This window comes from Rhizobium sp. BK313, assembly GCF_014193655.1.
Lineage (GTDB): Bacteria > Pseudomonadota > Alphaproteobacteria > Rhizobiales > Rhizobiaceae > Rhizobium.
Genome location: NZ_JACHZQ010000009.1, coordinates 272,788 through 290,017, shown reverse-complemented (window position 1 = coordinate 290,017; position 17,230 = coordinate 272,788). Strand labels below are relative to the sequence as shown.

Annotated in this window: 16 protein-coding genes; 11 read left to right on the top strand and 5 right to left on the bottom strand. The window is 57.0% G+C overall.

Annotated elements, in window-relative coordinates; all coding sequences use genetic code 11:
- Window positions 1-142 precede the first annotated feature (142 nt).
- Window positions 143-841 (bottom strand): invasion associated locus B family protein, encoded by a 699-nt coding sequence (locus tag FHT86_RS33710; protein ID WP_166657007.1) that lies wholly within the window; start codon window positions 839-841, stop codon window positions 143-145.
- 140 nt (window positions 842-981) lie between these two features.
- Here FHT86_RS33710 and FHT86_RS33705 point away from each other — a divergent pair, with 140 nt between their 5' ends.
- From FHT86_RS33705 to FHT86_RS33680, 6 genes are all read left to right on the top strand, one after another.
- Window positions 982-1,320 (top strand): hypothetical protein, encoded by a 339-nt coding sequence (locus FHT86_RS33705; RefSeq protein WP_133711262.1) that lies wholly within the window; start codon window positions 982-984, stop codon window positions 1,318-1,320.
- 344 nt (window positions 1,321-1,664) lie between these two features.
- Entirely contained in the window at window positions 1,665-2,513 is an 849-nt protein-coding gene (locus FHT86_RS33700; RefSeq protein ID WP_133711261.1) for a CsgG/HfaB family protein, read from the top strand.
- Window positions 2,514-2,863: 350 nt separating this feature from the next.
- Window positions 2,864-5,530 (top strand): beta strand repeat-containing protein, encoded by a 2,667-nt coding sequence (locus tag FHT86_RS33695; protein ID WP_133711260.1) that lies wholly within the window; start codon window positions 2,864-2,866, stop codon window positions 5,528-5,530.
- A gap of 54 nt (window positions 5,531-5,584) precedes the next feature.
- Window positions 5,585-6,007 (top strand): curli-like amyloid fiber formation chaperone CsgH, encoded by a 423-nt coding sequence (gene csgH, locus FHT86_RS33690; RefSeq protein ID WP_133711259.1) that lies wholly within the window; start codon window positions 5,585-5,587, stop codon window positions 6,005-6,007.
- A 31-nt stretch (window positions 6,008-6,038) separates the two neighbouring features.
- Window positions 6,039-6,674 (top strand): hypothetical protein, encoded by a 636-nt coding sequence (locus FHT86_RS33685; protein WP_133711258.1) that lies wholly within the window; start codon window positions 6,039-6,041, stop codon window positions 6,672-6,674.
- Window positions 6,675-6,704: 30 nt separating this feature from the next.
- Complete coding sequence (locus FHT86_RS33680; protein WP_133711257.1) at window positions 6,705-6,998, top strand: curli assembly protein CsgF; 294 nt, start codon at window positions 6,705-6,707, stop codon at window positions 6,996-6,998.
- 63 nt (window positions 6,999-7,061) lie between these two features.
- On the opposite strand, the gene FHT86_RS33675 is transcribed toward FHT86_RS33680, so the two are convergent.
- The gene (locus FHT86_RS33675; protein ID WP_133711256.1) at window positions 7,062-7,463 is read right to left on the bottom strand and encodes a hypothetical protein; all 402 of its coding nucleotides are present in this window, start codon (window positions 7,461-7,463) and stop codon (window positions 7,062-7,064) included.
- A gap of 354 nt (window positions 7,464-7,817) precedes the next feature.
- On the opposite strand from FHT86_RS33675, the gene queC reads away from it, so the two are divergent.
- From queC to FHT86_RS33655, 4 genes are all read left to right on the top strand, one after another.
- Window positions 7,818-8,528 carry a 7-cyano-7-deazaguanine synthase QueC gene (queC, locus tag FHT86_RS33670; protein ID WP_133711255.1) on the top strand — a complete coding sequence of 237 codons (711 nt, stop codon included), beginning with the start codon at window positions 7,818-7,820 and terminating at the stop codon, window positions 8,526-8,528.
- On the top strand, window positions 8,528-8,884 hold the full coding sequence (queD, locus tag FHT86_RS33665) for a 6-carboxytetrahydropterin synthase QueD (protein ID WP_133711254.1): 357 nt from the start codon (window positions 8,528-8,530) through the stop codon (window positions 8,882-8,884). The genes queC and queD overlap by 1 nt, the downstream gene beginning before the upstream one ends.
- Window positions 8,881-9,618 (top strand): 7-carboxy-7-deazaguanine synthase QueE, encoded by a 738-nt coding sequence (queE, locus tag FHT86_RS33660; protein WP_133711253.1) that lies wholly within the window; start codon window positions 8,881-8,883, stop codon window positions 9,616-9,618. The genes queD and queE overlap by 4 nt, the downstream gene beginning before the upstream one ends.
- Window positions 9,619-9,874: 256 nt before the next feature.
- Window positions 9,875-10,963, top strand: coding sequence for a FecR domain-containing protein (locus tag FHT86_RS33655; RefSeq protein WP_133711252.1), 1,089 nt, complete (start codon window positions 9,875-9,877; stop codon window positions 10,961-10,963).
- 113 nt (window positions 10,964-11,076) lie between these two features.
- Here FHT86_RS33655 and FHT86_RS33650 read toward each other — a convergent pair whose 3' ends face one another.
- Together FHT86_RS33650 and FHT86_RS33645 are read right to left on the bottom strand one after the other, a co-directional pair.
- Window positions 11,077-13,254, bottom strand: coding sequence for a CHASE2 domain-containing protein (locus FHT86_RS33650; protein ID WP_210298134.1), 2,178 nt, complete (start codon window positions 13,252-13,254; stop codon window positions 11,077-11,079).
- Between the two features lie 349 nt (window positions 13,255-13,603).
- Window positions 13,604-14,176 carry a TetR/AcrR family transcriptional regulator gene (locus FHT86_RS33645; protein ID WP_133711251.1) on the bottom strand — a complete coding sequence of 191 codons (573 nt, stop codon included), beginning with the start codon at window positions 14,174-14,176 and terminating at the stop codon, window positions 13,604-13,606.
- Between the two features lie 107 nt (window positions 14,177-14,283).
- Here FHT86_RS33645 and FHT86_RS33640 point away from each other — a divergent pair, with 107 nt between their 5' ends.
- Window positions 14,284-14,970 (top strand): glutathione S-transferase family protein, encoded by a 687-nt coding sequence (locus tag FHT86_RS33640; protein ID WP_133711250.1) that lies wholly within the window; start codon window positions 14,284-14,286, stop codon window positions 14,968-14,970.
- 167 nt (window positions 14,971-15,137) lie between these two features.
- Here the strand turns inward: FHT86_RS33640 and glgX are convergent, their stop codons facing one another.
- Window positions 15,138-17,213 (bottom strand): glycogen debranching protein GlgX, encoded by a 2,076-nt coding sequence (gene glgX, locus FHT86_RS33635; protein ID WP_246779782.1) that lies wholly within the window; start codon window positions 17,211-17,213, stop codon window positions 15,138-15,140.
- Window positions 17,214-17,230: the final 17 nt, after the last annotated feature.

Below are 17,230 nucleotides of genomic sequence, written 5' to 3'. Positions count from 1 at the left end.
ATACTAAAGATTTGTTTGTCTTCTCAGACGCGTTGTTAAGCTTAAGAATCAAGCTTAAGACGCCGGGTCCGATATGTCGCGGAGCACCGCCTGTCGCGATTGCGATGCAGGCAGGATCGTGGCTGCTTTGGTGAAGGCCCCGCTACTTGCCGCCGTGGTCCGCTGCCTTCATCGCTGCAAACGCTTCTGGAAAGCCGTCAAGCAACAGCTTGATCGGTACGCTTTTCCCATCCGGAGTTGTCACGGTAACGGTGGCGGCGGGTTTCGTCTTCATGGCATCAAGCAGGGCGCTATCGACATTGGTTTCGATGAGGCAGCCCTGCGATGTGCAGCGGCTTACGGCCATCGTCGCAGTATACGCACCGCTGACGTCGATCTTGACACCCGGTTTCAAAGCAATGCCCAAGGGGACTGCGATCTGTGTCGCGGTCGACTTATCGTCGACCGCTGCCAGACTCATGACCATGATCACCTGCTTCTTGTCAGGTGAAAGAACGGCCCCCAAAACCTGGCAGCGCTTCACTTTCGTGACCTCGGCGCATTGCACGCTCCACTCCTTCGTTTTGCCGTCGCCTTGCGGCACGGCTGCGGTCGCACTCTGTGGCGCTTGCTTGGACGTTGGAGAGACGCTTGGCGCTTGGCGCCCGCCGCCGGTATTGTCGATGAGTTCCCCGTTCTGCTTGGAAGGGTCATTGAGGATCGGGGCGCCCGTCGTCGACCGCGAAGCAGGCGTCGAAAACAAGGGCGCAGTCGACTCCTGTGCCCGCGTCATGCCGGCATCCGCCAAAGCAAGGGCCGTGACAAGAGCAACCCTTGCAGCTATCCCCATCTTGACTGACATGCATACTTCTCCAATGTTAATCATGTTGACGATTTGTGTTCCATGGAACTCTGGGAGAGTCAAACTGGCGAAAACGCTGCTAATAATATAAAGGCTGCCAGTAAAATTCGAGCTTAAATCTGAATTGGAAAGGAATATACATGACTATATATGGTAAATATTCAATTTACGCCTGCATTTTCTCCGCATTTGTTGTCGGATGCGCCAGTAATGCCACAGCTCAAGCTTATATCAAGCAGGTTTCACCCGGGGAAGCAGGGGCATATATCGCGCAGACCCCGCCGACGGCCCGCGCGGTCGAAGTGCTGCCCGGCCCGATGAAAAAGACCACTTTCTCCGCAGGAAAATCGCGCTCGAAGACTGCAAAAGCCGCATTTAAGCCTTTTCCGTCTGTTGGCCAGGGTTCGACGGCGATTGTCCAGGCAGATGCGGACGCAACGGAATGGCCGACAGTTGGACGGGGAGCCGTCAACAAATAAATATAGTATAGTTTTGAATTGATCGGCCATTCTTACCGGTGCAGTATTTTGGCAAACTCCGTCCCAAAATAAAAATTCACCCAAAAATGAGATTCTGAATTCTCCAAAAATTAGTGATACGTCACCGCTATCGGTTATTCGCGTGGTGCGAATACGAAGGGATAGATACGGGCGACATATATTCTATAAGCAAGATTATAATTGAGATTTATATTTCGTGATATTCGAATATACGTTGTATTGCCTTGAGCGATAATCAACGAAGATCTTATTTCGTCTTGGCAACTGGAATACGCCTAGTAGATTTTTCATATCCCTACGTATTGCGCATTATCGGGGGATTTATGAAATTTCAATTTATTGCAATGTCCACGGCTAGTATGCTCTTGCTTGCAGGGTGCCAGACCGGTCAAAAACTCGACACGCCCGCCGCCGCGCTGACTTCTCCGACCAAAACGACGGCAAAGGTGGTTTCCCTGCCAGCGCCGGAAATGCCGGTGGACGTTGCTGTCTATGACTTCCCCGATCTTACGGGTCAGGCGAAGCCAAACGAAAACTTCGCGGAATATAGTCGCGCCGTGACGCAGGGTGGCGCCGATATCCTGATCGACATTCTGAAGAAAACAGGCAACGGCAACTGGTTCCGCGTCGTGGAACGATCCGGTCTGAAAAATCTCGTCCAAGAGCGGACGCTCATCGAAAACACCCAGAAATCCTACGGACAGAAGAGTGGGCTGCCGCCGGTTCGTTTCGCAGGCATTCTGCTGCAGGGCGGGATCGTTGGTTACGATTCGAACGAACTGACCGGCGGCGCCGGCGCGCGTTACCTCGGCATTGGCGGGGATGTGCAGTATCGCTCCGATGTCGTCACGGTCAGCCTTCGTGCGGTGAGCGTTCAGACTGGCGAGATCCTTGCCTCCACGACGACGACGAAACAGATATTCTCCGTCCAAATTCAAGGCAGCGCTTATAAGTTCGCGACCGCCAACGAATTGCTCGAGGTCGAGTTGGGTCAAGCCCGCAACGATCCCGGCGCGCTCGCCGTTCGTGAGGGCATTGAACTCGGTGTGGTATCGCTGGCTGTCGAGGGCGTGAAGCAGGGACTGTGGCATCTCCGGGATCGCTCGAAGGAACCGGACTTCATCGCCTCCTTCGAAAAGAAATACCAGGACACGCCGCTATCCGGATCGTGAAGACGTTTCGATCAGCGCCAAAATTCACTTATAAATTGTAATTTCTTTGATATCCAAGCTTTGTCGGCACCGTCGAACGTTCAGTTTCGACGGTGCATTTTTGCGTATTATTTTGTACAAATAAGTATACTTTGCACCTAAATCGCTGGATGTAATAACCTATCAAAAGTAAGTAGAAAGTTAAAAGCTCATTTTTGGGTATATTCACTATTGAGATTAACCAATTATTATTTATTCTTATTTGGCGTCTTGCGAAGATACATTTCGAAATGCTAGTAACCGATCGTTAACGCTATAACGCTTGGGGCTGGCACTTAATTGCATCGCTCCGGCTATTGAGGGAGAAGTCCATGAAGTTCTCAATGAAAAGGGCAGCGCTTCTAGCGGGAGTTGCTGTCATCGGCCTGGCGAGCGGTGCTGCTGCAACCGATTTGAAAAAGGATCAAAGCAACGACGCCTTTATCGGCCAGTTGGATAGCCACAACTTTGCCTATCTGTCGCAGGCAGGTCTGCCGAGCGTAAATCCGAATGACGCAGCGGCTGGCGCCAATAGCGGCTTCGTCTATCAGTACGGCCGCAACAACGTCTTCCTGCCGCTGGATGACGGCAAGGCGTCCGATGCGCAGCAGGGCAGCAACATTCTCGGCGTCATGCAGCTCGGCCAGAACAACTTCGTCGGCAAGGATTTCCTGCAGAGCGGTGAAAACACCGCCGGCATTGCCCAGTTCGGCACGCAGAACGTCGTCGACAAGTTCCAGCAGACCGGCCAAGGCAATCGCGGCACGATCTTCCAGGGCGGCCACGCCAACCTGGCGCGCACGGTCCAAGATGCCGGCAACAGCGGCAACGATTCAGGTATCGTCCAGATCAACCCCTTCGATAAGGTCCTGGGCAACTTCGCCGAGAACCAGCAGCTCGGCAACAATTCCGGCGATTCCTTCGCAGGTGTTCTCCAGGCCGGCGCCTTGAACCTGGCCTTCAATACCCAGGAACAGCAGAAGGGTTCGCAGGCAACCATTCTTCAGGAAGGTTTCTTCAACGTTGCTGCGAACGATCAGTCCAACGACTCGGGCCGTCGTAAGAACAACAACACGGCTGGCATCATCCAGACCGGCTCGTCCAACAACGCTTTGAACACCCAGAGCAAGTCTCGGGATGCTAATGCAAGCATCGTCCAGGGCGGCAACGACAACCATGCCACAAACGTTCAGAGCAAGGTCGACCCGACCTCTGCCTCGATCATTCAGGGCGGTTCCGACAACGTTGCCGGCAACTTCCAGACCAGCACCACGGATTCGAGCAGCGCAATCGCACAGTTCGGCACCGGCAACACGTCGGTCGATCTTCAGGATAACGTCAACGGCGCAAAGGCTTCCGTCCTCCAGAGCGGCTTCAAGAACCAGAACGTCACCACCCAGCTCGACGGCAGGAAGATGACTTCCACCGTTATCCAGAAGGGTGCCCGCAACGCCGCAGCAACGCTTCAGTCCGGCAGCGATCATGCTGACGCCAGCACGGCACAGATCGGCAACCGCAACAGCGCCAGCACGGTTCAGTCCGACAGCGAAGGCGCAAGCGCATCCACCCTGCAGACCGGTAATGGCGGCAAGGCCTTCAACGGCCAGTTCGCTTCCGACGGCGCCAAGGCAAGCATCATTCAGGGCGGCGTGAACAATCGCGCAGGCAACGTTCAGAATGATGCGCAGGATGGTTCCAAGGCGACGATCGCACAGGGCTTTGGCGGCTTCAATTCGGCCTTCAACCTGCAGAACGACGTCTCTGACGCCAATGCTTCCATCGCTCAGGATGGATTTGGCAACCAGGCCGCCAACATTCAGCATGCTGACAGCTCCAACGTTTCCGCGACGATCGTACAGAAGGGTGCAGGCAACCATGCTCTGAACAACCAGGGCGCAACCCAGACGGCCAGCTATGTCCTGAGCAAGGGCGGCGAGACGAAGCCTGCGGTGTCCAAGGATAAAGACACGCATACCGTCGAGCAGGGCCGCGGCCGTGATAAGACGACCACAACGACGGAGACGACCACAACCACGTCGTCGAACTTGCAGTGGGGCCCGATCACGGCAACCGGCACCGGCTCTGCGCCGGCTGAAAACTCCGTCGCGACGATCGTTCAGTCCGGCAAGAACAACACTGCGGTCAACTCGCAGGTCGGCAAGGTTATCGTGCCTAGCGACAATGTGACATTGTCCGGAACCGTATCGAAAGTGACGACAACTAATGTCGACACGACGAAGACTGTGAAAACCGCGGGCAATGGAAAGCCTGATGTCACCTCCAGTCATTCCAGCAGCACCGATACGTCTGTGGCGTCGATCGACGATATCCAGAATCGGCTGCCGGCTCAGAAGCAGGGCTTCAGCCTGCCGACGACGGCTTCCGCTGCCAGCATTGTTCAGAAGGGTGATGACAACGCCGCGTTCAATTTCCAGACGGTAACCGCCGATGCGTTGGCTGCGACCGTTCAGATCGGAAACAAGAACACTGCGCTTACCAGCCAGACCGCTTCTCTCGGCGTCTCCGCCACGACGATCCAGGCAGGTCACGACACCGCCGTCACCGTCCAGGATCATGCGTTCCTGTCCGCCGCCGCCACGATCCAGCTCGGTCATGACGACACCGCTGTCACCACGCAGGTCGGCAGCGTCGGCAACAAGGCTCTGACGGTACAGGGCGGCAATCACGACATCGCCTTGACCAACCAGACTGGCAGCTTCGGCAGCCAATCGTTGATCCTGCAGCCGGGCAACCATTCGCTGGCGCTCGTCGATCAGTCCGGTGGTGCCCTCAATAACTCGGTTGTCGCTCAGGCCGGTGACTATTCCAACGCCTGGATCAGCCAGCCGGGCTCGGACAACAGCTCGTCGGTCCTGCAGTACGGTGTCGGCAGCGGCAATGCGGCAAACTCCGCAATCGTCAGCCAGTCCGGCAGCGGCAACAACTCGACCGTTGTTCAGGTTGGCCGCGGCAACATCGCCGTCGTCTCCCAGAAATAACTTCAAACAGGCGGGACGCTCTTCGGAGCGTCCCGTCATTCCGGAGGACCGAAAATGCATCGTTTCGCACAGACTGCGTTTCTATCGATCCTCTTCGGCACGTTTCTTTTTTCGTCTTATTCAGGTGCAGCTTCGATGAACGGCCAGACTATTTTGGGAGCTCCGCAAGATCCTCGCATCCAGCAATGCGGCATCCGCATTAGCGGTGACGATTTCGCCGATCTCGCGCCCTTCATCCAAGCCGCAGCGGATTTCAATGGCAGCTTCGATCTCAACATTGCCAAGACATCGGATGCCGGAACCAGCCAAACGCGGCAGAGCAATCGCATCAAAGCCGGGACGGTCGGCGCCTCGCGCATTCGTCTCGATCTGCCGGCTCGCATTGCAATCGAAATGAACGTCAGGGACGACGCGGGAAAGATGGTTTGCCGCCTTTCGGAAACGATCGATTTGCCCGTCAACAAAACAAAGCTTTGACCACCGGACATCAGGAAGCAGGAGAAACCCAATGGAATGGTCATTAAACGCGATCGCCAAGCTTGCCGCTGGCGCTGCAGTCGCGGTGATCCTCGCTATCGCCCCTGTTGCAAGAGCGGAAAATCTGCTTGTGTCATCGGATGGCTCAACGCCGGGCCTGCTGGATGCCGATAAGGCTGCTCCCATCCTTAACAGTCTGATGACGCCCGTCCAGCCCTTCGTCAGCGGCAATGGCGGCTCTACCACGTCCATCCAGCAGATCGGCGTGAACGACTACGCCACGTCCGGTATTGATGGAAACGGCAGCTTGGCGGTCATACAGCAGTCCGGCACCAACAATCGTGCGGTACAGGCGATCAATGGCAGCAATTCGGCAGCTCTGCTCGTCCAGGGCGGCTCCGACAATTCAGTTGTGCAAGCGATCAACGGCGACAGGGATTTCCAACTGGTCGGCGTATCAGGCAACAACAACCAGATCGCTTACGTGCAGAACGGCGACGACCTCGCCGGCGCGCTCACGATCGGCGGTTCGAACAACACGGTTCTCGCAATCCAGACACCCGCCAGTGGCCGTTACTTGATGCCGGTCGGCATAAACGGTCTTTCGAACGCCACAGTTGTTATTGGCCCGGGAAAAATGTACGTATTTCCCAAGTCTAAGCGATAATATATTTTAGAGAAATTGAAGGAGACTTTCATGCGCGTGATTAATATTGCAGTCCTGACCGTCGCGATCGCAGCTATGGCTGGCGCTGCCTCCGCTTCGCAGCTTGTCTACAAGCCGGTCAACCCAGCCTTCGGCGGCGACCCTCAGAATGGAAGCTGGCTGCTGTCGCAGGCAAGCGCACAAGGCAAGGCTGCGGAAGGCTCCAGCAGCCCCGGATTCTCGATCGATTTTCCTGATTTCGGCAACACGACCCAGCCGACGAACTCGACAACGACAAATCTGCCTGACGTCAATACCAATACCAACACCACGCCGACCAACTGATCCTATCCGGATTGTCGTGGCGAAGGGAGCGGCTGCAGGGCCGCTCCTTTTCAGGTTTGAAGGTCAGCGCTGGCGAATGATTGCAACGTTGTTGCTGCCGCGCTGAGAAATGAACGCCTGATGGCCGGTTCCGACCTGGGTGATGGAAGCGGTGTTCATCGAGCCGACCTGCTGGATCAGGCCGACATTGCCGAACCCTGTCTGATCGATATTGGCAACATTAAACTGGCCGATCTGCAATGTATCGGCGAGGTTGCCGGCCGTAGACCGCGCATCGGCAGCCGGCATCGCTGCAACCATATCCAGAACCGGCTTCATGATCGAGGCAGTATCAAGTGTTGAAAAGCCGGAACCACTTGCCTGCTTAACAAAAGCCGGCGAACTCATGTAGGATTCCGCGGCAACACTTGCCTGAGCGGCAAAAATACCAATAATCATGGTCGAGACTGCAAGTATATTTTTCATTTCTATCTCCCTGTTTGTTTATACATGAATTTGTAGCTGACGTTTATTAAAATAATGACGGATATATTTGGTTAATAAAATATATCTGGCAATTCAAAGAGTTTTAGTTACTATTATATTGATACGGTTGGAGGACGGCGGACCGAAGCAGGAGGGCCTTCTTCCTTGTTTCGATGCGCTGACTTTCCGCTCAGGAGCCCCGCGGCGCCCGACGACATTGGCACGAATCTCACTTGTGCGATCGTACGCGCCTTGCTTCTCAGGGTGTCTGCTGCTAGTGACCCCCCAATATAGCTTTGAAAGGCTCAAGTACCCGGTCGCAGCCCACCCGGTCAAAACAAGGGATCCCAAATTATGAAGACTATCGTCATCTGCTCCGGCGGATTGGACTCCGTTTCGCTCGCCCAGAAGGTCGCGGTGGAACATCAGCTCGTTGCACTCGTCTCGTTCGACTATGGTCAGCGGCATCGCAAGGAGCTGGATTTTGCCGCCGCCTGTGCCACACGCCTCGGCGTGCCGCATCATATCATCGACATTACCGCCATCGGCAGGCATCTGACCGGATCGGCTTTGACGGACGATGTCGAAGTGCCGGATGGACACTATGCCGAGGAAACGATGAAGGCGACCGTCGTTCCTAATCGCAACGCAATCATGCTCGCGATTGCCTCCGGTCTTGCCGCCGCGCAGAAAGCGGATGCTGTCGCCGTTGCCGTTCACGGCGGCGACCATTTCATCTATCCGGATTGCCGGCCGGGCTTCATCGACGCTTTTCAGCAAATGCAGAACCACGCCTTGGATGGCTATGCCAGCGTTTCGCTCTATGCACCCTATGTCACCGTCTCCAAGGCAGACATCGTGACCGATGGCGCAAGGAACGGCACGCCGTTTGCGGAGACCTGGTCCTGCTACAAGGGCGGCAATCGCCACTGCGGCCGCTGCGGTACCTGCGTCGAACGGCGCGAGGCCTTCCATCTCGCCGGCGTCGAAGATCCGACGGAATACGACGATCCGGATTTCTGGGTGGCGGCGACGGTTGGTTTCTCGGCCGAGGAGGTGAAGTAGTGTTTCGCATCACCAAGCAATTCCATTTCTCGGCCTCGCACCAACTCACCCACCTTCCCGCCGATCATCAGTGCGCCCGGCTGCATGGGCACAACTATATCGTCGAAGTGGAGCTTTCGGCTGCCGAGCTCGATGCTGACGGGTTTGTCCGTGACTATCACGAGCTTGCGCCGCTGAAGCGCTATATCGATGAGCGTTTCGACCACCGACATCTGAACGAGGTTCTCGGTCATGATCGCGTGACGTCGGAATATTTGGCCAAACATTTCTACGACTGGTGCAAGCAGCGGCTGCCCGAGACGTCGGCGGTGCGCATCAGCGAGACGCCGAAGACCTGGGCGGAATATCGACCATGAGCGAGCCGCGAGAAGCCCGGATCCGCATCAGCGAAATATTCGGGCCGACAATCCAGGGCGAGGGGATATTGATCGGTCTTCCGACCGTGTTCGTCCGGACCGGGGGCTGTGATTACCGCTGTTCCTGGTGCGATACGCTACACGCAGTCGACAGCGATTATCGCGATCAATGGCAGCCGATGTCGGTCGATCAGATCTGGCGGGAGGTGAGCCGGCTTTCCGGCGGCAGGCCAGTGACGGTTTCGCTTTCGGGCGGCAACCCGGCGATTCAGCCGCTCGGGCCGCTGATCGCCCACGGACATGATTACGGCTACAGCTTCGCGCTGGAAACGCAGGCGAGCATCGCCAAGGAGTGGTTCGCCGATCTCGATGTGCTGGTGCTCAGTCCGAAGCCGCCTTCGAGCGGCATGGCGACGGATTGGGATGCATTCGATGACTGTCTCCGTCTGGCGGCCGGCAGACCGCAGATCGCACTGAAGGTCGTCGTTTTCGATGATCGCGACTACGCGTATGCGCGCGATGCTGCCGCCCGTTATCCGCATCTGCCGATCTATCTGCAGCCCGGCAACCATACGCCGCCTCCGCCCGAAACGGACGACGCAACGATCGATATCGACGGCATTATGGACCGGATGCGCTGGCTCGTGGACAAGGTGACAGCAGACGGATGGTTCGAGGCACGGGTTCTGCCGCAACTGCACGTTCTGCTTTGGGGTAACAAGCGCGGCGTTTAGTGTTTGCGTCTGTTTACACTTGGGCGTTGATCCCGATAAACCGGGCAGACGATGGCTGAGTGAGATTCTAACCATCCGTTTTTGGTCGTTGCGAAGTGGATTTTTTAGAGAGCCTCGGAATAAACTATATCGGAGTTTGGTTTTCGCCAAAAACCTACCCAACAAAAGCTCGGGCTATATCAATTATACTCAGAATGGATGATGGGACGCCAATGATTATCCTATGGTAAAACATAGATAATCTTGGAGGGTGGGGATGGTGTATCTGCGTGACGCCGCAATCGCTGTGCTGAGCGTCACGCTGTTCGCTCCGCTACCTTTGAGAGCCGCCGAGAAGGTCGGCGAGGCGGTCTTGATTAGAACCGAAGTCTCCGGCGCAGGCGGTCCCTTGGCGGTCGATGATCCGGTCCACCGGGACGAGCGAATTCGCACGTCCATTTCCGGCCTTGGTCAGTTCACATTTCGAGATGGCACGAAATTGGCTGTCGGAGCCGGCTCGTCTGTCGTCATCGACAAATTCGTCTTCGACGACTCCGGTTCGGTCAAAAAGCTCACCATTAAGGCCGCGAAGGGGACTTTTCGCTGGATGAGCGGAAATTCCAACTCCTCGGCCTATCAAATCGTGACCCCCGCCGGAACGATCGGCGTGCGCGGAACCGCATTTGATTTTTATGTCGGGCCTAACGGCACGACGGCGGTCGTTCTGTTGAACGGCGCCGCTCAGTTCTGCGGCGCGGGCGGCTGCAGGCAATTGAAGCAGCAATGCGACTGCGTGGTCGCCAAACGCAATGGTCAGATGAGCGATCCGCGCCGGGTCAATCGCGATGTTCTCAGGACGCTTGGCAACCAGCGCGCCCTGCCGTTCCTCTCCGGCGATCAAAAGCTTTCGGGAAGAATGAATTTTGTCGGCGGCGACGGGTGCGGCCTGTCGACTGCGACGAGAGACCGGCCAAACGGCACATCGCCACGTAGCGTTCCAGCAAATAATCCAGCCCCAGCACCGCACGATACCCCTAGCGTCCCCAGTGCGCCCAGCACACCGAGCACGCCCGCCTCGCCACGCGCCGAGGCGCCTGCTGCGCCCAGTACGCCGGAAACACCCAGCACACCCAACGTCCCCAGCACGCCGGACATTCCAGATCCGCCAAGCACACCCGACAAGCCGGGTAAGCCTCACGAGCATGATAACGACGACGGCAAGCATCACGGTCATCATGATCATCGCGGTCATCATGGCAGAGGCGACCATGGATGGAGCGGGCAGGGATGGGGCGATCACAGTTGGGGCAACCAAGACAGCGATGGCCATGATGGCGACCACGATGGCGGGCATCAGCATCGGTAGACTGAGCTCTTTGAATCCGGGACACCCGTCCGCTTTCAATGATTGCACGTGATAGCGGTGTGTTTCAGCATCGATTCGGCAGGAAGAGTCGCGAGCAATGGCTGCGAAATCAGCTAGGTGTCGGCATGGTCGGCCCTGTCTGCGGGCTCGTCGACGAAGTGTGCGGCTCTGCGCGAGATCTGGCGATAGAACTCCTGTAGCAATCCGGTTGCCGCGACCTGCGCCTTAAGCTTTGCAACGCTGACGAGTTTGCGGCTGTTCGTCGACCGCGTTCGCAATGCGTCGACAAGCCGCTTGTGCACAGCTTGAAGCTCAACAAATTCGGCAGATCTTGCCATGTGCGCGTCGCCGACCACCGCAAAAAGCTTGGTTCGCATGCTCTTTCCCTTCAGCGTCAGCGCTCCCGCTTCGAGCAGAGCGCAATCAGACAACAGGCTTGCTGTGGGTTCGGATACCAGAATGTCGAAACTGATGTCCTTGCAGGCGGATTCAATTCGTGAGGCGATGTTCACGGCGTCGCCAACTGCGGAGTAATTGAAGCGTGTTTCGGCACCCATATTGCCCACACAGGCAAGCCCCGTATGTATGCCGATCCCTATACCGACCTGTCGCTCATCTCCGAAGCCGAATGCGTCGCCCTCGTTGAGGCGGGTAAGCGTTTCGCGCATTCCCAGGGCTGCCCGCACGGCTTTACCGGCATGATCGGAGACATCGACGGGGGCGTTCCAGAAGGCCATGATCGAATCGCCGATGAACTTGTCGAGTGTGCCTTCATTCGCGATGACATGGTGGCTCAGCGCGTCGAGTAATGTGTTGAGAAATGCGACCACGGCGCTCGGCGTCATCTCCTCACTAATCTGGGTGAAGTTTCGCACATCGACGAACATGACGGTCAATTCGCGCTCATCTCCCCCGAGACGCAGGGCATTGCGCGTGTGTTCGATGCGATAGAGCAGCGATGGTGAAAGATAATGGCCGAAGGCCCGACGCACGTCGCGCCGCTCCCGGTCGGTCACGAGAAAGCGGAACGCCGTCGCAGCGAAATGCGTGATCGATCCGGCGACGATCGGTGCCAGCGGGTCGAAGAGAAGCCCCGCGTAGACAAAGGCGATCCAGGACGCGGCAAGGGCAAGAAAGGTGATCAGCAGACCGCAGGCGAGCGCGACAGCCGGAGTGACGAACGTGGTCAAGATCACCAGAAAGCTACCCAGCACGGCGATGGACAGGATTTCCAGGCCATTTGCCCAATCCGGCCGGGAAAGAAAGCGGCCTGAAAGAATCTGTTCGACGATTTGCGCGTGCACGGACACACCCGGCACGTTTTCACCAAGGGCGGTCGTGCGGACGTCTTGCAGGCCGGCGGCAGAGGTTCCGACGAACACAATACTGCCTTCGATGGCGGTCTTGATATCGGCGGCGACGTCTCCAGTCGCAAGCACTTTGCTTGCGGAGATGTATCGTTCTTTGGTGTCGGGACTGACATAGAGCCAGAGTTCGCCCGCTGCCGTTACCGGCACCACGAAATCCCCGATCTTGACCCGGGTTATCGTATTCGGTGTGTCTGGCGCACCGTCCAACACGTAAGTGGACGCTCCCTGCGCAACGCGGAGCGCTTCGAGCGCAAGGTTGGGGTAAAGCTGCTTGCCGTCACTGAGGAAGAGCGGAACCGCGCGCACTACCGCGGATGACGCTCCCGGATTGAGGCTAATATGCCCGATGCCGGCGGCGTTGGCTTCCAGTTGCGGCTGCAGCGGCGTCGCGGCCTTGATCGCAGGCGGTGCGCCGAAGGGACTTTCGCCCGTATAGGCAAAACCGGCCTTGACCGGCGGCAGATAGTTTCCCTCATTGGAGAGACCGAAGCCCAGCACCACGGGCCTTCCCGACAGAGATTGGGAAAAGATCTCGTCATTGTCCGGTAGTTGCTCAAGAAGTGAGGGGTCAACACCTGTGACGTCGCGAACGACATTGCGAGGCGACAGGCGATCGGGCTCTGCGAAAAGAACATCGAAAGCGATAGCGGATGCACCCATATCGGAGAGCTTGTCCACAAGGGCGGCAATCCGGTTCCTCGGCCACGGCCATTGACCGAATTCGCGCAGCGACGCTTCGTCAATGTCGATGACCCGGACAGGTAGGTTCTCGAAGGCGCGGGGCACCAGGCGCTGATACTGATCGAATGTCAAATCACGGGCGAGCCTTAGCAACTGGGGATCGCTTGCGCGCAGGATCGTCAGCGCTGCGACAATCGCCAAGCCGATAACGACGCCAATTTGCTGCGCGCGTGTCACCATTACGGTGTCAGTCCCCTTGGTGCCGGTATTCCTGGCAATCAGTACCATCGCGGAAGAAATACAAAGGTCTATTGGTCTGCCCGCTGCGCCAACGAAGAATATGCTGCCTTGTTCCTGTGAATGGCGCAATGATCAACATGCCGAGGAGCTACAGAGCAAGGGCTCCCGCATGATCATATCTAGCATGAGTCTCGGAGATTGCGCTGGCAGAACTGCCGATCCGCTGTTAGCGGATCAGGATGATCTCTGAAGTGGAAATGGTGACTCTTGGATATGGCCTCGAAGACTGTGCTTCCAAACTGAGGGGAGGGAAGCAGGTGATGCGCAGGAATCCCTGCGGCGGGTATGCTTACGGAATAAGTCCAGTCTTCCGATAAGCCCGCACCGTCCGGTCGTAAATCGCTACGTCCCGACATCCGCGCGCGATGAGCTGAGCTCCTTCAATGGCGGCAAAGATCGCCATCGCGTGCTCATTCAAAACATGCTCGGCCGCGTCAGGGTTTGCCAGTTTCAGAACGCGCGCGAGCCAGGCCACGTTCATTGCAGCGAAATCATCGACCTCGCTTCTCACCTCTGGGGGCAGATCGTCCAACTCGGCACTCATGATGCCGCACAGGCACATGCGATTGTCGTTGGCGAGCGCGGCGCGAAAGACTTCGGCGTATCGATCCATGCACCATTTGGGATCCTGGGATTTGACCAGCAATTCGCCCAGATAGGCGGCGCCCTCCTCGGTGTAGCGTCGTGCCAGTGCAGCCCCGAGCGCACCTTTTGTGGGAAAATGATAGTGCACGCTGGCACTCTTGATTCCGACATCCTTCGCAAGCTCGCGAAAGCTCAGCGCATTATAACCGTGCGCCTGAACGGCGGCTTTCGCTGCCGCCATGACCGCTTCGCGCATATCGGATTTCGTCTTCGCCATCGTTGGTCCTCTGTCTATCACTCGATAGATAGTTATTGACAGAGAAAAAGGGAAGCGCTACTTGCGGCATGTAATCTATCTATCGATAGACAGAGAAAGGCAATGTCATGAAAATCTTCGATCGTCCCGGCTTTCCCAATCCGGCTCGCATTCGCATCGTTCTGGCAGAAAAGCAGCTCGAACCGCAGGTCGAGTTCGTTGGCGTCGACCTCATTGCAGCCGAGCACAAGCAACCCGCTTTCCTCGAGAAAAACCCCTCTGGTGTTCTGCCGGTGCTGCAGCTCGATGACGGCACCTTCATCGCCGAATGCACGGCAATTACCGAATACCTCGACAATCTCGATGGCGACCCGAAGCTGACCGGAAAAACGCCGAAGGAGAAGGCCCTCATCCATATGATGCAGAAACGAGCCGAATCTGAGCTCCTCGATGCTGTCGGCAATTATTTCCACTACGCCACGCCCGGCTTGGGGGCCGACCTGCAGGCGTTTAAAAGCCTGGAATGGGTCAGCCGCCAGGAGTGGGGCAATCGCCAGCGCGACAAGGCACTTAAAGGCATGAAATATTTCAATACGGTTCTTGAGAGCCAGCCGTTCGTTGCTGGCGAAGGTTTCTCGATGGCTGATATCACCGTCTTTGCGGGCCTGATGTTTGCCGACGCCGCTGGCGTCGCTGTGCCGGCAAGCTGTTCCGCATTGAATGGCTGGCGCGCAAAAGTCGCCGAATTGCCGAGCGTCAAGAACCGAAGCGGTCAGAACTTCGTTCCCGACGATCTCCGCCGGCTCGGCTTTTGATGTACATGATCCTGCGGGCCGAATTCCAGCTTGGCAGCCGGGATTCACTGGTCTCATACCAAAGGCGTCGCTTTGGCGGCGCCTTTGCCCATGGGAACAACATTTCTACGGGTCTTTGCGTGCATTTCAGCGCAGTCCGCGGAGGACATTCACAAAACCGATCGGCTTCAGGCTGACCGGAGTATTGAAAGGCTCCGGCCTTCGAGCTCGAAGCTCCCTAGGTCGACTATCTCTCTGGCTTGATCCATTGGTTTCGAGGTGGTGATTTCCAACGTCCAGCCTTTGGCATCTGGAATGGCGAAGAGGACAGGTGCTTCGTGCGGATTAAACAGGATCAGCACGTCGTCCCATCCCTCTTCGATGGACTGCTTGCGCGACAGGCGCAGGCCTATCGTCGTCCCACCCGCATCCTGCCATTGCTCATCCGTCTGCTCGCCGCCGCCCGGGTTGAGCCACGTTACGGTCAATCCGTCGCGCCAGCTTTCCCGCCTGAGGATCGAATGCTGTTGTCGAAGCGTGATGATACGTCTGGTGAAATCGCGAAGTATCTCTGCACTTTCGGGCAAATTCTGCCAGTGCACCCAGCTCAGCTCGCCGTCCTGGCAATAGCCGTTGTTGTTTCCCATTTGGCTGCGCCCGAACTCGTCTCCGGCAAGCAGCATCGGCGTGCCGTGGGACAGGAACAAGGTGGCCAGGAAATTGCGTTTCTGGCGGTCGCGCACCGCGTTGATGCCATCGTCCTCCGTCGGGCCTTCTGTACCGTAGTCGAAGCTCCGGTTGTCGTTATGGCCGTCGTTATTGTCCTCGCCATTGGCCTCGTTATGCTTGTCATTGTAGGAGACGAGGTCATTCAGGGTGAAGCCGTCATGCGCGGTGATGAAATTGACGCTAGCCCAGGGCCGGCGTCCTCGAAGGTCGTAAACATCGCCTGAGCCGAGGACACGCGCCGCAAAATCCGGGGTCGTGCCGTCAATGTCCTTCCAGTAATCACGGACTGTGTCGCGGTATTTGTCGTTCCACTCTGCCCAGCCGGGCGGAAAACCACCGACCTGGTAGCCGCCGGGACCAATATCCCATGGCTCTCCGATAAGCTTGACCCTGGACAGCACCGGATCCTGGCCCACAGCGTCGAAAAAGCCGCCGCGTTGATCGAACCCTTGCGGTTCACGACCGAGGATCGTGCCGAGATCGAAGCGGAAGCCGTCGACATGCATCTCCTCAGCCCAGTAGCGAAGCGAGTCCGTTACCATTTGCAGGACACGCGGATGCGACGTATTGACAGTGTTTCCGGTGCCCGTATCGTTGATGTAGTAGCGCGCCTGATCGGGCATTGTCCGATAGTAGGAAAAGTTATCAATGCCCTTGAACGAGAGGGTCGGGCCGAGCTCGTTACCTTCCGCAGTGTGATTGTAGACGACGTCTAAAATCACCTCGATGCCGGCGTCGTGGAAGGCGCGCACCATGTCGCGAAAGCCTGCTATTCCTCTGGGGCCGTAGTAGCGCGAGGCCGGCGCAAAGAAGGCGAGCGTATTGTATCCCCAGTAGTTATGAAGCCCCTTGTCGAGCAGATGGCTATCGTCAGGGAAGAAGTGGATCGGCAGCAGTTCGATCGACGTAATGCCGAGGCTCTTGACGTAGTCGATGATGTCTTTCCGGCTGAGCCCTTCGAAGGTGCCGCGCAACTCCTCCGGAATTGCCGGGTGGAGTTGGGTCAAGCCTTTGACGTGGCTCTCATAAAAGATCGTGTTTGCCCACGGGACCGACGGCTTTTTGTCGCCTTTCCAGTCGTATTCGTTTGGATCGATGACACGGCACTTCGGCATGACCGGTGCACTGTCTGTCTCGTCGAAGGAAAGATCCGTGTCTTCACTATTCAAGGTGTAGGCGAAATGCGCCTGCGACCATTCAACGTCTCCAGCGAGCTCCCGGGCATAAGGATCGACAAGCAGTTTGTTTGAATTGAAGCGGTGACCGTTTTCCGGATCATATGGTCCATGAATTCGATAACCGTAAAGTGCACCGGGCTTCAGGCCGGGAATGTAGCCATGCCAGATCTCGTTCGTGAATTCCGGAAGGGTTATCCGTTCGATCTCCGTCTTCCCAGTTTCGTCGAACAGGCAGAGTTCGGCTCTTTCGGCGTGAGCGCTGAAGAGCGCAAAGTTGATGCCATGGCCGTCGTAGTTCGCCCCCAGGCGCGTAAAGTCACCCGGCTGTATATCCCGCCATTTCATCTCTTGCGTCATCGATGTCCTCGCATTCC

Bases quoted from the DNA above. Each gene is read 5' to 3' on its own strand.
- FHT86_RS33710 (WP_166657007.1), bottom strand. From the start codon at position 841: ATGTCAGTCAAGATGGGGATAGCTGCAAGGGTTGCTCTTGTCACGGCC.
- FHT86_RS33705 (WP_133711262.1), top strand. From the start codon at position 982: ATGACTATATATGGTAAATATTCAATTTACGCCTGCATTTTCTCCGCA.
- FHT86_RS33700 (WP_133711261.1), top strand. From the start codon at position 1,665: ATGAAATTTCAATTTATTGCAATGTCCACGGCTAGTATGCTCTTGCTT.
- FHT86_RS33695 (WP_133711260.1), top strand. From the start codon at position 2,864: ATGAAGTTCTCAATGAAAAGGGCAGCGCTTCTAGCGGGAGTTGCTGTC.
- csgH (WP_133711259.1), top strand. From the start codon at position 5,585: ATGCATCGTTTCGCACAGACTGCGTTTCTATCGATCCTCTTCGGCACG.
- FHT86_RS33685 (WP_133711258.1), top strand. From the start codon at position 6,039: ATGGAATGGTCATTAAACGCGATCGCCAAGCTTGCCGCTGGCGCTGCA.
- FHT86_RS33680 (WP_133711257.1), top strand. From the start codon at position 6,705: ATGCGCGTGATTAATATTGCAGTCCTGACCGTCGCGATCGCAGCTATG.
- FHT86_RS33675 (WP_133711256.1), bottom strand. From the start codon at position 7,463: ATGAAAAATATACTTGCAGTCTCGACCATGATTATTGGTATTTTTGCC.
- queC (WP_133711255.1), top strand. From the start codon at position 7,818: ATGAAGACTATCGTCATCTGCTCCGGCGGATTGGACTCCGTTTCGCTC.
- queE (WP_133711253.1), top strand. From the start codon at position 8,881: ATGAGCGAGCCGCGAGAAGCCCGGATCCGCATCAGCGAAATATTCGGG.
- FHT86_RS33655 (WP_133711252.1), top strand. From the start codon at position 9,875: ATGGTGTATCTGCGTGACGCCGCAATCGCTGTGCTGAGCGTCACGCTG.
- FHT86_RS33650 (WP_210298134.1), bottom strand. From the start codon at position 13,254: ATGGTGACACGCGCGCAGCAAATTGGCGTCGTTATCGGCTTGGCGATT.
- FHT86_RS33645 (WP_133711251.1), bottom strand. From the start codon at position 14,176: ATGGCGAAGACGAAATCCGATATGCGCGAAGCGGTCATGGCGGCAGCG.
- FHT86_RS33640 (WP_133711250.1), top strand. From the start codon at position 14,284: ATGAAAATCTTCGATCGTCCCGGCTTTCCCAATCCGGCTCGCATTCGC.
- glgX (WP_246779782.1), bottom strand. From the start codon at position 17,213: ATGACGCAAGAGATGAAATGGCGGGATATACAGCCGGGTGACTTTACG.